15 protein-coding genes are annotated in these 15,927 nt (G+C 35.9%); 10 read left to right on the top strand and 5 right to left on the bottom strand.

Features of this window, described 5'->3' with window-relative positions:
* Positions 1-4: 4 nt before the first annotated feature.
* The 5 genes from nusA to ACMAYS_RS00145 all read right to left on the bottom strand — a co-directional run bounded on the left by nusA (position 5) and on the right by ACMAYS_RS00145 (position 4,425).
* The gene (gene nusA, locus ACMAYS_RS00165; RefSeq protein ID WP_103216983.1) at positions 5-1,417 is read right to left on the bottom strand and encodes a transcription termination factor NusA; all 1,413 of its coding nucleotides are present in this window, start codon (positions 1,415-1,417) and stop codon (positions 5-7) included.
* Positions 1,418-1,433: 16 nt separating this feature from the next.
* The gene (rimP, locus tag ACMAYS_RS00160) at positions 1,434-1,949 is read right to left on the bottom strand and encodes a ribosome maturation factor RimP (RefSeq protein WP_392992236.1); all 516 of its coding nucleotides are present in this window, start codon (positions 1,947-1,949) and stop codon (positions 1,434-1,436) included.
* A gap of 215 nt (positions 1,950-2,164) precedes the next feature.
* Positions 2,165-2,629: a GNAT family N-acetyltransferase gene (locus ACMAYS_RS00155; protein ID WP_412462503.1), complete on the bottom strand. Its 465-nt coding sequence runs from the start codon at positions 2,627-2,629 to the stop codon at positions 2,165-2,167.
* A gap of 2 nt (positions 2,630-2,631) precedes the next feature.
* Positions 2,632-3,126: a hypothetical protein gene (locus ACMAYS_RS00150; protein WP_412462502.1), complete on the bottom strand. Its 495-nt coding sequence runs from the start codon at positions 3,124-3,126 to the stop codon at positions 2,632-2,634.
* Between the two features lie 15 nt (positions 3,127-3,141).
* Positions 3,142-4,425 carry a winged helix-turn-helix domain-containing protein gene (locus ACMAYS_RS00145; RefSeq protein ID WP_392992240.1) on the bottom strand — a complete coding sequence of 428 codons (1,284 nt, stop codon included), beginning with the start codon at positions 4,423-4,425 and terminating at the stop codon, positions 3,142-3,144.
* Positions 4,426-4,624: 199 nt separating this feature from the next.
* On the opposite strand from ACMAYS_RS00145, the gene thrS reads away from it, so the two are divergent.
* The 10 genes from thrS to ACMAYS_RS00095 all read left to right on the top strand — a co-directional run bounded on the left by thrS (position 4,625) and on the right by ACMAYS_RS00095 (position 15,918).
* Positions 4,625-6,367, top strand: coding sequence for a threonine--tRNA ligase (gene thrS, locus ACMAYS_RS00140; protein ID WP_392992242.1), 1,743 nt, complete (start codon positions 4,625-4,627; stop codon positions 6,365-6,367).
* A 42-nt stretch (positions 6,368-6,409) separates the two neighbouring features.
* A complete protein-coding gene (locus ACMAYS_RS00135) occupies positions 6,410-7,399 on the top strand; it encodes a D-alanine--D-alanine ligase (RefSeq protein WP_103216977.1) in 990 nt (329 codons plus the stop codon).
* 25 nt (positions 7,400-7,424) lie between these two features.
* Entirely contained in the window at positions 7,425-10,283 is a 2,859-nt protein-coding gene (locus ACMAYS_RS00130; protein ID WP_412462501.1) for an aminotransferase class III-fold pyridoxal phosphate-dependent enzyme, read from the top strand.
* The gene (locus ACMAYS_RS00125) at positions 10,283-11,365 is read left to right on the top strand and encodes a C45 family autoproteolytic acyltransferase/hydolase (protein WP_158246793.1); all 1,083 of its coding nucleotides are present in this window, start codon (positions 10,283-10,285) and stop codon (positions 11,363-11,365) included. Before ACMAYS_RS00130 ends, ACMAYS_RS00125 begins: the two co-directional genes overlap by 1 nt.
* Before the next feature lie 26 nt (positions 11,366-11,391).
* A complete protein-coding gene (locus ACMAYS_RS00120; RefSeq protein WP_412462500.1) occupies positions 11,392-12,600 on the top strand; it encodes an aminotransferase class III-fold pyridoxal phosphate-dependent enzyme in 1,209 nt (402 codons plus the stop codon).
* Positions 12,590-13,285 carry a CoA transferase subunit A gene (locus tag ACMAYS_RS00115; RefSeq protein WP_103216973.1) on the top strand — a complete coding sequence of 232 codons (696 nt, stop codon included), beginning with the start codon at positions 12,590-12,592 and terminating at the stop codon, positions 13,283-13,285. Before ACMAYS_RS00120 ends, ACMAYS_RS00115 begins: the two co-directional genes overlap by 11 nt.
* Before the next feature lie 2 nt (positions 13,286-13,287).
* The gene (locus ACMAYS_RS00110) at positions 13,288-13,914 is read left to right on the top strand and encodes a 3-oxoacid CoA-transferase subunit B (protein WP_103216972.1); all 627 of its coding nucleotides are present in this window, start codon (positions 13,288-13,290) and stop codon (positions 13,912-13,914) included.
* 195 nt (positions 13,915-14,109) lie between these two features.
* Positions 14,110-14,487, top strand: coding sequence for a hypothetical protein (locus tag ACMAYS_RS00105; protein ID WP_103216971.1), 378 nt, complete (start codon positions 14,110-14,112; stop codon positions 14,485-14,487).
* Positions 14,450-15,685 carry a hypothetical protein gene (locus tag ACMAYS_RS00100; protein ID WP_158246792.1) on the top strand — a complete coding sequence of 412 codons (1,236 nt, stop codon included), beginning with the start codon at positions 14,450-14,452 and terminating at the stop codon, positions 15,683-15,685. The genes ACMAYS_RS00105 and ACMAYS_RS00100 overlap by 38 nt, the downstream gene beginning before the upstream one ends.
* The gene (locus ACMAYS_RS00095; RefSeq protein ID WP_103216969.1) at positions 15,676-15,918 is read left to right on the top strand and encodes a hypothetical protein; all 243 of its coding nucleotides are present in this window, start codon (positions 15,676-15,678) and stop codon (positions 15,916-15,918) included. The genes ACMAYS_RS00100 and ACMAYS_RS00095 overlap by 10 nt, the downstream gene beginning before the upstream one ends.
* Positions 15,919-15,927 lie beyond the last annotated feature (9 nt).

Raw genomic sequence — 15,927 nt, 5'->3', positions numbered from 1 at the left:
AAAATTACTTAATTTTAAATGCAGCTAATTCTTCTCTTAATCTTCTTTCTGCTTCATTAAATTTGTCTGAACCTTCATCTTCCTGCTCAGCACCTTCTTTATTAATAATACCTAGGTACTTAGGAACTGCAGAAGCAGATACTAATTCTTCTTCACCTTCTGGTTGAAGCTCAATTGTTCCTTCTTCAACTAACTTTGCAGCTTCATCAATTGCAGTTTGTGCTGTAGCAGCATCAACACCAGTCATAGTAGCAATTTCATCCGCAGGAGTTGCCATGAAGTCACCAATTGCCATGATGCTATTTTGTACAAGTACTTGTGCCATTGCATCTGTAACCGATGGGATTTGAAGTAAGTTCTCAACTGACTTATTAACTTTTTCTTGAAGTTTAGACTTCGAGATAATGTTAATATTGTAACCAGATAGCATTGCTGCAAGACGAACGTTTTGTCCACGACGTCCAATAGCAAGTGATAGCTGATCTTCTTCTACGATTACGTCCATTGATTTTGAATCGTGATCAATAGAAATATTTTCAATTTCAGATGGAGCAAGAGCTGCAATAGCAAATGTAGCTAGATCATCATTCCATCTTACGATATCAATTTTTTCACCTTGTAGTTCATTAACAATATTTTGAACTCGTGATCCTTTCATACCAACACAAGCACCAACTGGATCAATATCTTTATCTACTGATTGAACAGCGATTTTAGCTCTTTGACCTGGCTCACGTGCAGCTGATTTGATTTCAATTGTTCCATCTTGAATTTCTGGAACTTCAATTTCAAAAAGCTTAACAAGGAACATTGGTGAAGTTCTTGAAAGTCTAATTTCTGGCCCACGGTTAGTCATAACTACTTCAGTTAAGTAAGCTTGTACTCTGTCACCAGGGTTAAATTGCTCACCAGGAATTAGCTCTCTTCTTGAAAGAACAGCATCGGCCTTCCCAAGATCAACAACCACGTTTCCACGCTCATATCTTCTAACGATACCAGTTACAAGATCACCTTGTCTGTGCTTAAACTCAGAGAATAGGATTTCTCTTTCAGCATCGCGAACTTTTTGCATAATAATCTGACGCGCAGTTTGTACGTCAACACGTGTGAAGTTAGGGTTTTCAATTTTGATCCCTAATTGGTCACCGATTTCAACATCTTCATCAAGCTCTCTAGCATCACCTAGATTGATTTCAATAATTGAATCTCTTACTTCATCTACAACGTTTTTATATTGGAAGATCTCTACATCATCGTCATCTTCGTTATAACGAGTTTCGTATTCACCTTGAATTCCAAACTTCTTTCTAGCAGTTACTAAGAAAGCTTGTTCAATTGCGTTTACGATAATGGCCTTATCGATACCACGGTCTTTACCTAACACATCAATAATTTTACTTAATTCTGAGAAACTCATTTTTCACCTCAAACAATTACACTTCTGGTTCAAGTGCGATCTTATTAATATCATTTAAGTTTAATTTTAAATCAAAATCACTATCGAGAGTCACGTCGATATAGTCGTCTCCGTAGCTATTTAAGCTACAAATAACTTTCTTAGCATTTGCTGTTTTCTTATCAAACTTTTCACCTGGGAAAAGATCCCCAAATTTCTTATTAAGTTGAACAAGAATACGCTCGCCGATACTTAACTCTAAGTGCTCTCTTGTTTTAATTTTTCTAAACATTCCTGGAGAAGAAACTTCTAGAACAATATCATCTGGAATCCAATCAAGTGCTTCCATTGGCTCACTAAAAGCGCGGTCAACGTTCACACAATCTTCGATTACAGCTGTTCTTGTCTCTTTATTCATTATGTAGACGCGTAAAGTTTTAGAACCTTTGATATACTCCATATCATAAAGAAGGTAACCTTCCCCACTTACAACTTCAGTAGCAAGTTCGAAAAATTTTTGTTCCATACCTGAATAAGAGATATCTAAATCCATTAAAACGCATCCCATATGCTTTTACAAAAAAGCCTATAAAAATAAAAAAAAAGGGTAGCCCTAAAAGTCTACCCGATTATATCTTGTTAAATATTTAACTAATCGTTATTTACTCAAAAACCTGAAAAAAACTTTCTAATTTCTAAGTACTTATTAATTATCAAAGATTTTGAAATCTTGTCAAGGTTTGTCATTGATAACTTATGAAAACAACTTCAGCTTACGACTACTTGCATTATAACAGCACTACTCCCATCTGCATAGAAATTCTTCTTTAGATGAATTTTTTCAAGGCCCAATCTCTCATAAAACCTGATGGCCCCCTCATTTGAAGCCTCCACCTCAAGATAAACTTGAAATATTTGGCCATTAAAAACACTCTTGCAATGACTCAGCATGTCTTCAAATAGCTTCTTGGCAATTGAGCGTCTTCTAAAGTCAGGGTGAACGATAATTTTGTATAAATGACAAAAATCTGGTTGGTTCACCTCAAACACACAAATTCCCACAACTTCATCATCTTCGGCCCAGATACATGAAATGTCTCGACCAGAGGATGCCAATTGTTGCCAATTTTCCTTTGACCAAGGCCATTTGAAAAATGCAGCTTCAAAATCGCATAAATTCGACAGTATCTCTTCGTCAATATTACTTATTAAGTCTATTTTGAATTCTTTCATCTTTATAAGAATAACCTTGAGTCAACATTCTTTAAAACGAAGTCTTTATATTCCTCTTCTATATAAGGGCCATTATCTAATTTATGAGTTTCTAGAAAATTTTGGTATCTCTTCTTCAATTCGTAATTTGTGTTATAAATCTGAACCACTTTTTTAGTTAGCTCTTTACTTATTTTACAAGTGCCAAACTTTGGATACGAAGCGTACTCACTTTCTAAATCCATAGACTTTGAGAGCAATAATACTCTCTTTATTAAGTCTTTCTGTTTTGCATTAAGGGACTCTGGCGCAATTGTAACTTGCTCAAGAGCAGGAGCTAGGCCAGTTAACTTAGCAATATAGTTCTTTTTCCCTATCAGGCACAAACTTTGATTATAAGCTTTTAAAAGATCATTTGTGTTTTGACCGAAATAGATTTGGCCATTTACAGAGAAAAGGGCCCTATCTTTGAGGGCCCATGTATTCATTAAAAATATTGAAACTAGAATAAATCGCATTAAGTATAATGCTAATTAAACTGGAGAACTAATGTCAACGTTTGCTACAGCTTTACCTGCAGTAAGTTTTGTCTCCATCTGATAACGAATCTTAACGTCTGGGTTGAAAGTATATCCATCTTTACCACGGATAATGTACTTTCTCTTCGTATTACTATTGTCTTTCGGCTCGATAAGCTTTCTTAGACGAGAGATTGACGTATAAATAAGTTTGTCGTGAATTAGTGGATTGTACTCGTCTTTCCAAATCTCACGTGCCAGATCTTCTTTGTCATAAAAAGAACCACGGTTCTTAGCTAACAAGAATAGAATTTCAAGAAGAACAAAACGGTGCTTAAAGTCGATAACACCAATATTCTTTTCTTTCACTTTTCTATTATTGCGATCAAGGTAAATATCAACACTTGAATCATTAACTTCATGAATTTCAGCATCAAGTACATTAGTTAGACGCTTAAACGTTGTTGAATCAACTGCTTGCTTTGCAAGGTTATAGTAAAGAGTAGCTTTATCATAATCACCCTTCACTTTTTCAACCTGACCAATTCCTAAAAGAATATAACCATAAAGATTCCAACACTTCTTATTCTGAAGTGTAATATTAGCAAGATTGAAGTGCTTTAAAGAAGCCTCCACATCACCTTTAGCAATTAGGATTTTTCCATAAGTCATATGCATCGAACCACCAAGATATTCCTTATTAATAATCTTTAATAAGTTATCCAGTTGGGCCATGTAATCAAGAGAAAGGTCGAATTCACCTCTATTATAAGCATTATTAGCTAAGGCCAATAAACACTTTGAGTGAAGATCAGGATCATTTTCTTCTTTAGATTTATTATAAGATAGCTCTAAGTCGCTAAATGCACCTGCAAAATCATTTCGATACGACTTGATTAAACCTGCATAATAGAAGTATTCAGCAGAAAGACTACCAAGGTTTACTTGTAAGTCATTAATGATATTCTCACTCTGATTTACATACTTAGCGGCTTTTTCATCTTCAAGCTTTTCAGCAGCAATTCTAATAAGAAAACTTAGAATTTTTAAAACGCGATAATTATCCTGAGGACACTCAGCACAGTCGATGGCCTTTAAAAAGTTTACTTCGGCCTTATTAAGATCGGCTTTATCATAATGAAGTTTTCCTAATTGGTAATAAGCCTTACCAACCTCTAACTTAGTCAAAATATCTTGTGAAGGAATAAGCCCTTCGCCATGACCAAGAAAGCCTAAAACCTCAGTCTTAAAGCCGCTGTTTACACTATTTCCAGATTCTTGTCCCCCGACAATCTGCATATCAACTCCCTATTTCTATTCCGCTGTGAGAATTTTGTGGAATCTTACCACAACATGTTCATAACATGTCATCACGCTGCCCGTCAAAACTCTTTATAATAACTAAAATAATTACACTCAAAATATTGATGAACCCTTTAATTATTTGATATTATGGGCCTTTAAAGTAGGAATTATTCCAAAATTTTATGGAGATTACATGCCCAAGTACGATTTAGACACAATCAGACACTCGAGCGCCCACTTAATGGCGCAAGCAATTTCAAGACTTTATCCTAATGAGAGCGTTCAATTTGGCGTTGGACCTGTTATTGAAAATGGCTTCTACTACGACATTCTGATGGATCGAACCCTGGGCGAGGAAGATCTTCCAAAAATTGAAGATATGATGAAAACAATCATCAAAGAAAAATTACCAATCGAAAGAAAAGTTATGACTAGAACTGAGGCTGTTGAATTCTTCAAGTCGCAAGGTCAGGAACTTAAAGTAGAACTTATTGAAGCAATCCCTGAAGACGAAGAAGTTAGCTGTTATTCACAAGGTGAATTCATTGACCTTTGTCGTGGGCCACACGTAGAAAATACAACTGACCTACCACAAGGTTTTAAGCTTCTTAGTATTGCGGGTGCATACTGGCGTGGTGATGAAAAGCGTGAAGTTATGCAAAGAATTTATGCTGCTTCGTTCTCAGATAAGAAAGAACTTAAGCAACATCTTATGATGCTTGAGGAAGCAAAAAAGCGTGATCACAGAAAGCTAGGAAAAGAACTAGAATTATTCCACTTTGAGCCAGTTGCTCCAGGTGCTCCTTTCTTTATGCCAAAAGGAACAATCGTTATTAACGAACTTGTGAACTATATTAGAAGACTATACCGTATCTATGAATACGATGAAGTTATCACGCCTCAAATCTTAGATAGCTCTCTTTGGCATACTTCTGGTCACTATGAGCACTACAAAGACGACATGTTTTTTTCAAAGATTGACGATCGTGAATATGCGGTAAAACCAATGAACTGCCCATGTCACATGCTAATGTTCAAGCACTATAAGTATAGCTACCGTGACCTACCACTTCGTTATGCGGACTTTGGCCGTCTTCACAGAAATGAAAAAGCAGGTGCACTAGCAGGTCTAACTCGCGTGCGTTCATTCTGCCAAGATGATGCCCATATCTTCTTAGCACTTGATCAAGTTCAAGAAGAAATTCAAAGAACAATGAAGATGATCTTCACAGCTTACGAGCTATTTGGTTTCGATAATATCACTGTTAATTTATCAACTCGTCCAGAAAAGAAAGCTGGTGATGATAAGACTTGGGATATTGCAGAGAACGCACTTGAAGAAGCACTAAAAGCTTCTGGTCACAATTATGTTATCAAAGAAGGTGACGGTGCATTCTATGGACCAAAAATTGATATTGAGGTTGCAGATGCAATTGGACGTAAGTGGCAGCTTGGGACAATTCAGCTAGACTTCCAACTACCAGACCGTTTTGATCTTAAATTCACGACGGCAGACGGTGGCGAAGAAAGACCAGTTGTTGTACACCGTGCCCTACTTGGATCACTTGAGAGATTCTTTGGTGTTTACACTGAGCACGTTGCAGGTGTTTTCCCTTTCTGGCTAGCACCAGAGCAGATCGTTATTGTTCCAGTTAATAATGAAGCACACGGGGAAGCTGCTCACAAACTTAAAGAGCAATTATTTGCGCAAGGTTATCGTGTAAGCGTAGATGATCGTAATGAAACAATGGGATATAAGACTCGCCAAATTCAAAAGTCTAAAATTCCATTCATGTTCGTTGTTGGTGATCGTGAAATTGAAAACAATGCCGTAGCAGTTAGAAAGCATGGAGCAAAAGGTTCGTTCAATTGGACGAATGCAGAAATGCTTGAGAAACTTAAGGCACTAGATAGTTTAAAATACCCTAAAGCATAAGCTTTAGGGTTTTTTATATATTCACTTTAAAAGAAGGTTTCCATGGAAAGGAAAAATATCTTAATCATATGTGGTGGTGGGTCTACTGAGCATGAAGTGTCTCTTCGCTCTGCTCAATATATAAAAGAGCAAGTCGCCATCAATCCAGAGTTCAACCCTATTGTCGTTGAAATGACAAAGTCGGGGGATCTTACTTTAAACGGTCAAAAAGTTAGCCTAAATGGACAGATATTAGAAACGGCAACAGAAAGGCCATATATCAATTATGTCATTCCAGTTATTCATGGACCTCCAGGAGAAACTGGAGAAATACAATGCTTCCTTGAAATGCATAAGCTTCCCTACCTTGGCCCACGCCATGAAGGAAGTAGTATTTGTTTTAACAAGGTAACGACAAAGTTATGGTTTGATCATCTAGGTATACCAAATACGAAGTGGATGTCGATTCACAAAGATTTACCTTATGAACGAAGTGAAGTTGTGGATTTTTTTGAAAAATCAAATAATGACGTTTTCATCAAGGCTGCTAGTCAGGGCTCTTCAGTAGGTTGCTACCACGTAACAAATAGAGAAGATTTGGTGGATGCAATCAATAAAGCACTCGAGTATAGCGATGATATTCTCATTGAAAGAACACTTAAAGGGCGTGAGCTAGAAATTGCAGTATTTGAGCAAGAAGGAAATCTCCACGCATCTAAACCTGGTGAAATCGTAAATGCAAGTGATGAATTTTATGATTATGAGCAAAAATATAGTGAGCAATCAAAAGCTAAAACTTATGTTGAGGCGCCTGAGTTAACTAATGAACAGATCTCTCAAATGCAAATTATAGCTAAGACAGCATTCAAATGCCTAAAGCTAAGACATCTGTCACGCATAGACTTCTTCTTAAGCGATGGGGATATCTACTTAAATGAAATCAATACTTTTCCAGGTATGACAAGTATTTCAATGTTTCCAAAAATGCTAGAAAACACAGGACTCAAATTTAGTGATTTTCTAAAAGAGAAGATTCAAAAAGAAGTTAGATAATATAAAACACTTAAGGGTTAAAGAGATGGAAATCAACTTAATTGGTAAAAACAGTCACGAACACGCTAAAGAAAAGCTAGCAACAATGTACAAGGATAACTTCACTTCTGCAGAGAAGAAAGAATATATTCCTCATCATAAATTTTCACAAGGAGCATACCTTGCGATGGAAACAAGAGATGAAAATTCTCCAGAATTTCTCCTCGATGCTGCTTCACAGATAGCCACACTAGGACTTGGTTTCAATGCAACGGCCCTTTTTGGAACAACAATGCATGAAAGTGCATGGACAGGAAATTATCTCGATTCAACTTTTATCGAAATCGCCGAGTCTTTTAAAACTCTTCTAAGAGAGAAAGCTTCTAACGACAAACTTACACCAGTATTTGTGAACTCTGGAGCGGAAGCCAATGAAGCGGCCCTTATTATGGCCTATATGAAAAGGGCCCATACTGGTGCAAACAAAATCATAGCTTTTGAAGGCAGTTTTCACGGACGCTTCCTATCAACACTTTTCTCGACTTGGAATCCAAGTAAGCGAGAGCCATATCAAATCGAAGGACATGAAACAACTTTCATCGATTATCCTGAAACAAAGAATGATCAATTTATTTTAGATATAGATCCAGAGTGGATTAGATTATGGGAGAATCCATTTTCACCAAGCTTTGAAGCAAATTTAAAAGAATTTGAAAGTAAAGCTGATGATTTACTTAAATCAGAAATCGCCTCTTTAAAGCAACTTCATGAAGTTCTAAAAGAGAATACTCACTTTGCAATTTTAGTTGAGCCAATGCAATGCGAAGGTGGTGATCGCTATTCAACAAATCGCTTCCATGTGGCCCTTAATTTGATCGTAAAATCTTATCAAGTTGCACTTATCTATGATGAGGTTCAAACAGGGTTTGGACTTGGACGTGACTTCTTCTGGCACAGAACATTTGATCTAAAAGATTCACAAGGAAATCAAATTAATCCTGAGTATATTACATGTGCAAAGAAGGCCCAAAGTGGAATTGTACTGACACAAGATCCATGCTGGGAGAATAATGAGTTTCAAACTTCTTCTGTTATCAGAGGTTACTATCAAGCAATAGCAATCGATCAACTTCGCTACAAAATTGCAACAATCGAAGAATATACAAGAAATAAACTTAATCAACTTATAAGTAAGTGGGATCAGCTTTCATCACCTAGATGCTTTGGTGTCGCATTTGCTTTTGATCTATCGGATGCAAAAGATATTGCACCTTTTATCTCAAACCGCTTTGACCTAGGACTACTCTATTATCAAGCTGGAGATAATACACTACGATTTAGACTTAATACGGCCTGGACTAACGAAGATATCGACTATCTATTCGACGCAATTAACGAGATTGCTAACCGAATTTATAAAGGTGAAACAAATAAACTAGAATATACTCCAAAGACTAAAGTAAATTCTCCCAATGAATACTTATGGCATGCAAAATTAGTGGAAGCCTTCAGTGGGAACCTTCAAGACAAAGCGGCATTTAGCTTTGCCCAAAAATTCTTTAATGAAGAATTTAACTTAGAATTAATTAAAATTGATGGTGAAAACTTCGACTATTACAAGCACAAGATTGAAGAAATTCAACGTCATACATATGAGCCAACGAGACAAACAAGCATTGAGAAATTCGAAAAAATTGCTCATTGTAAAGATTCAATTGCGCTGGCCCTACTAAGCGATACGAGACAACTGGTAGGAATCTCATTTGCAGGTAAAATTACCCACTTCCCTCATGAGAGTGGACTACGCTTAGTTAAGTATTTCAATAGTCCAAAAACTCTTTATATGCTCGATACAACAATTATAAATATGGAGCAATCACAAGGAATGGGAAAATACCTAAAGTATGCGCTAACACTTATTGCAAGTGCCAATGGCAACGAATATATCTACGGAAGAAACCGTGATATTCACGCAGGAGCAATGCTTTCTATAAACTGTTCTCTTGGGGCCATCATTGAGATGAAACTAAAAGAGAATTATCTCGATGATGAAGAGCATCGCGATGTTATCATCTATCGCCAAAACCTGAGATGGAGTAATGAGAAATTAAAGTACTCAACTTCCCCTATCTTAAATGCTGCTTCATTCGAGAGTATGCCAACACTTGTAAACAAGATCTGTCTTTCAAACTTCATTGATGAAAGTTTTATGGCAAATCTTAAGCGTTTCAAAGATATCGCACCTAAAGAACTACAACACTTTTTTACAGCGAGTGGACATAGTGAGTGTGTAGAAAAAATATTCAAATCGATTCTTATCAAAAATCAAAAAGAAAGAACAAAAGTAATATCTTTTAACCATGACTATTTTGGTAAGCAAAGCTTTATGTCCGCTACTCTTTCAGGCGTTTTAGACTTCTATCCGAACTCTAAAGTAGATACGATTGGCCAACTAAAAGAAAAACTTGCGACCAAAGATTACTTAGCTCTTTTCATTGGTGATCTTTTAGTCAATTTTACTAATGAAGAACTAAAAGAAATTATAAAAATCGCACATGACAACGGAACAAAAGTTGTCTTTAACGAAAGTGTTTATTTTCATAATAAAAAGAAACTCTTTTCAAAAGACCATGGAATTATTCCGGATGCTAGCTACATTCACATCGCAGGACAAATTGGTATTTGTATGCTGCAAGAAGAAGTCTATGAATCAAGGCCTCTAATGATGATCTCAACTTGGGATGGTGACGCTTATGCTCTTTCTCAAGCTGTATCATATTTAGAGTCACCTGCTGACGCTAAAAAAGAATTTAAAATTATTAACGACACTTCTTACGCTTTTACACTAAAAGCGCCAAGTATTTTTGGTAACCAAACAAGTAAGAAGTGGTATTTTACATGTTAATGACAGACTTAAATTTACCTATATTCAAATACGATGCTTGTGGCCCATACGAAAATGGGCTTAAGCACGGTGAAACTTTTAAAGAAGCAATACAAGAACTTATAGAGATTAGAACTGGCCTTCTTCTTAAAAGGTCACCGCATTTGAAAGATAAACTTGATGAGTTTGCAAACTTACAGTTTAAAGAAACCATGAAGTTTGATGCAAGTCTAGCACAAGAGATTGAAGGGATAGCGAAAGGCAGTGAAACTTCAATCAAAGACATTATTATCCTAAATAACTACACTGACTTTAGAGATATTCAACTCGATAGTGAGAATCAAGACGAAGGGTGTACATCGGTCTCATATATCGATGATAAAAATAGCATCGCTGCTCAGACATGGGATATGCATCAAAGTGCAAAAAATTATCTCATGCTAATTGAAATTGACGATAAGGATAATGGTACAAAAGAACTTATCTACACAGTTTGCGGCTGTTTAGGATTAATGGCCGTTAATAACCATGGTCAATTCATTGGTGTTAACAATATTAATGTCCTAGATGGAACAAATGGAATTATCTGGCCTGCATTAATAAGAAAAGCAGCAAAACAAAAAAGCCTCAATGATATGGGAAAATTACTAATGGAAGCTCCCATTACATCAGGCCATAATTATCTTATAAGCGATGGAAAAAGTGCCTTCAATTATGAGATCACTCCTACACAAAAAGAAATTTTAAATACAAACCCACAAGGTCTAATCTTCCATACAAATCACTGTCTTGGTAGCACAGTTAGAAAAGTAGAAGATCGAAACAATATTAGTAAAACGACACATGCAAGGTTTGATCTTGTCGAAAAGTATAGAAGTGAACTTAAGGATGAAGCATCTATTATGAAACTTCTTATGTCTCACGACGGCCATCCTTTATCAATTTGCTCACACTACTCTCCAGAGGGAGCAAGTGATCCTTCTCAAACATGTGGTGGCGCACTTTATAATTATCAAACACAAATATTTAAGGCCTGGAGAGGCTGCAAAAAATATGACAAAAATTTTGAATATGTAGAAATTCATCTACCCCTAATTTTATGAGAAATTAGATTTTAAAGTGAGAGTTTATGGCCCATCTACCTTTTTTTCACACATGGACAAAACAAAACCAGGCCAAGAAAATCGATATCCAAAATACTTTTGAATGGGGCTATATTACATCTTCTAATCAGAAGATTTATGACCTTTCTTCAGGAAGTTATCATCAGTCATTCGGCAATAGAAATATTCAAATAGAAAAGGCAATGATTGAGCAAATCAAGTCAATGCCAATGGCAATCCCAAAATGTCAATTTGAACTAAAAGAGACTGTATCGCAAAAGCTCGTTAACCTAATAGGTCTTGACGGAAGAATCTTCTATACAACTTCAGGAGCCGAATCAAATGAAAATGCCATAAAGATGGCCAGGCAAATTACAGGGCGCCAATTTATACTATCATGTGAAACTTCCTATCATGGAGCGACACTGGGTGCTCTTGCTCTAACAGGAGATTGGCGCCGAGATGGTGCGGGTGTTCCTTCAAGGTTTCACGCTTTCATTCCAAACTTCTTTAATGATCCAGACTTAGAGAAAACAAAAAAAGTCATTCAAGACATTGGAAGTAGTGATATTGCAGCGATTTGTATCGAAGTTATAACAGGTGGCAATGGCGTCTTCATTCCCCCACAAAGCTACTATGATGAAATCATGAAAATTTGCAAGGAAAATGGAATCAAACTCATTTTAGATGAGGTCGTGTGTGGATTTGGTCGAACAATGACTAATTTTGGTTTTCAAAATTATACAAATTTAGAAGCTGATTTTATTAGTCTTGCAAAAAATATCTCTGGTGGATTCTTTCCATTTGGAGCAGTCTTTGTCAGTGAAGATAATGCAGCTTACTTTGATGACAATATACTAAGCTGTGGACTTACAAATGCTGCACACCCTATCGGATTAAAAGTTCTTGATGAAGTTATGTCATTAATTGAATCGAATGATTTTATTAAAATAAGAAACCAGAACTATGACCTCTTAAATCAATTTAAGATCAAATTAGAAAACTCTCATGCGATAGATTCCATCAGGCATATTGGCCTTCTCATGGCCATTGACCTTAGTGATGTAATCATAGAAAGTTCTCTATTATGGAACAAATTACTTTCAAATGGTCTTTTCATTAATATCACAAACCGCTCTCTAATCCTTTGTCCGTATCTAAATTACGCACCAAAAGAACTAGAAGCTTGCTTAAATAATTTATTAAATATAATCGAGGACTCATATGTACAGTAAGATTTACCCAAGTGCCCAAGAAGCGCTCAAGGATGTAACAAGTGGCTCAACGATAATGAGTGGCGGATTCGGCCTTTGTGGAATCCCGGAAAACTCAATTAATCAGTTAGCTCAAATGGAACTAAGAGATTTAAAAGTTGTTTCAAATAATATTGGAAACTCTGGACGAGGACTTGTAAAACTTTTGAAAAAGAAAATGATCTCAAAAGGATTCTGTTCATATGTAGGAGGTAATCCAGACCTAGAAGCGGCCATGTTCGCAAATGAAATAGAAATCGAACTAGTACCTCAGGGAACGCTAAGTGAGAGAATTAGAGCGGCAGGTATGGGAATTCGTGCCTTCTATACTCCAACAGGATATGGGACAGAAGTGGCCGAAGGTAAAGAAGTCAAAGAATTTGATCGTCCATGTATTTTAGAAGAAGCGCTACACGCAGACTTTGCAATTATCAAAGCACAAAAAGCAGATCCATATGGAAATCTATGGTTCAAAGAAACAGCTAGAAACTTCTCCCCTCTTATGGCAATGGCAGCAAAGACAACGATCGTTGAGGTGGAAGAAATAGTTGAACTTGGAGATATCAAACCTGAAGATGTGCATATACCAGGAGTCTTTGTTCAGCGAATTTATCAAGGTTCAAATTATGAAAATGCTATTGAATTTTTAAAAACGAGGGAGTCATAATTATGTGGACGAAAGAGCAGATGGCCAAAGAAGTTACAACTCTCTTTACAGAGAACTCTACGATTAATCTTGGAATTGGACTACCAACAATAATCCCATCACAGCTTCCTAAGAATCATAGCTATATCATTCATAGTGAAAACGGTGTTCTTGGTGTAGGTGACAACCCGACAGAGGCCGAAGTATCGGCTACTTTAATTAATGCAGGCAAAGAAACTATTACGGTTGAAAAAGGTGCAAGCTTTTTTGATAGTTCGATGAGCTTTGGAATGATTAGAGGTGGCCATATCGATTTCTGCGTCCTTGGTGGAATGGAAGTTGATACACAAGGCTCACTTGCAAACTGGAAGATCCCAGGTAAGAAAATAACGGGAATGGGTGGAGCTATGGACCTAGTCAATGGCGCTAAAAATATCATTGTTATGATGAGTCACTATAGCAAAACTGGTGAGCCTAAACTATTACCAGAGTGCACTCTCCCTCTCACTGGAAAAAGTGTCGTTAATTACGTTGTAACTGAATGTGGAAGCTTTAAAATTGAAGATGGAAAATTTAAAGTTTTAAATATGGCCAATGGGTTAACTATTAAAGAATTGAATAAGAATTTTGATAACGAGATTTTTGAGTAAAAAAAAGAGGGCCCTGCAACTGGCCCTCCATTTTTTCGGCTTCATGCCTATCTCTTGCTACGACATCCTGTCGATCAATTAAATTATAACGCACAATAATGAAAAATGCAGAAAAAAAATAAATGGGTAAACATTTCCATTTACCTTTAAGCACGTTTATAATTAAACGTAATCACAAAAACTTACGGGGAATAGATGAGTATTTTCAACAGGAATAAAGCGGCAAATAATAGCACTCATGCTTTTGAGTCTCAAAAATACAAACAAACATTTACATATTTTATTCCTTCCCCACCGGCCAGATCGACACCATATCAAGAAAAAGCATTTGATCAAGTTACTCAGTTCTTAAATGCAAAAGAGATGGCCTATCATATTGCTCATACTGCTGTTAATGACAAAGGCCTTTGGGTAATAATTGAGATTTTTGGAAAACAAAAAGAAGTTACAAAATTAATTCAAGAGCTAAATGATTCCTTTAATTCGAGTTACAGTACAGAGAGTGATTCAGAGCTTGAGATTTATTACGAAGAAAATGAAGAGTTTCATAAAGATGATAATTACAAAGCTTAATACAAATCAATTTAAAACTTTAATTATACTCCTAGGATTAATCCCTCTTATCGGATGCTCTGAAGTTGAAAAGCAGTTAAATACTTCTCAAAGTATTAACCATACTTGTCCTATTGTAGAAAAGAAAAATAATATTTTATTAGATAACGAAAAAAATGAACCCGAGATTAGTAAGATAATTAGCTCGAAATCAACAAACTCAAGCTATCGTAATCAGATATTAAATTTTACACTCTCTCAATTATACTTCTCTCCGCACGCGACTACGCTCAACTCTCATACCTTATTGATTGCAAAGGTTGCAGGAAAAGATTTCTTCATTAACAGTATTCCACAAAAACAAAATGATTTCGCTTTTTTGAATGCCATTTCTCAAATGGCAAATTTCTATAAAAAACCGCTCGCAATCAAAAATCGACTAACGCTTATCGAAAAGAACATTAGTGAATACATCTACGCCTCAAACTCTTTGGAACAATTTATTAAAGATAATCAGGCCGAATTATTTAAGAATAAAGATTTGAAAAGATTGTATTTTAGAGGTGCTCAAGGTGTACGTGAGAATGAATTATTTGCAAGACTTAGTTATGTAAAAAGACTAAGTAAATTAACAAAATTTGCTAAAGATCATAATAGTATAAATAGCTACAACTCCAACTACCTGTTTAGAAGAGGTAATTATAGTTGCTCATTTGATTCAAAACTTCATGACTCAAAAATGGCCATCTTAAAAAGGCCTAAGAAATCTTACTACAACACTTTTTCTCATTATAAAGACCAGAATAATTATATTATTGGGATTACAAGTTCCCTACCTGAGATTAATAATTCAATCAAAGATGTTCTACTATCGAATTTTGAAAATGATAATTACACAGCACTTTGTATGAGTGAATTAAAGCAAGGTAGACGCTATATCCTACTCATGAATGGAATCACATATAATGCTCAAGTATTAACAGAACTAATTAATAACTTTCCAAGTGTTTCCTCGGCGCAAGAGTATATGAATACAAAAAGATCTTTAGTTCTTCAAAATCCAAAAAGAACAATCTCTGAAATATATGGAACGACTAAGAACGAACAAGGTACGGCACAATACTATACGCCTGCACTTGGTAAGCTTACGGTACTTGAGCTCAATAATGGATTAAGTACATATAAAGATCCAAGAAACGGTCAACTTACATGCAATTAACACTCAAGGGAGATGCCTCACAAAAGAGTTGGTCCCTAGAGGTCAACGAGTCAGAACTTGAGCTAACAGTTCTTGAATTCCTAAGAAAACATAACATACCTGTTGCATCTAGTTGTGATGGTGAAGAAGTATGTAGACTCTGCCTAATTAATGAAGATCAATTGGCATGTGGCCTACTAGTAAAAGATATCATTCAAAAGTATAATTCTAATATTACTATTTCATATTTATAAACTTATATA

Source organism: Halobacteriovorax sp. RT-2-6, from assembly GCF_047085025.1.
Taxonomy (GTDB): Bacteria; Bdellovibrionota; Bacteriovoracia; order Bacteriovoracales; family Bacteriovoracaceae; genus Halobacteriovorax_A.
The sequence above is the reverse complement of the archived record's forward strand: the minus strand, read 5'-3'. Positions and strand labels throughout refer to the sequence as shown.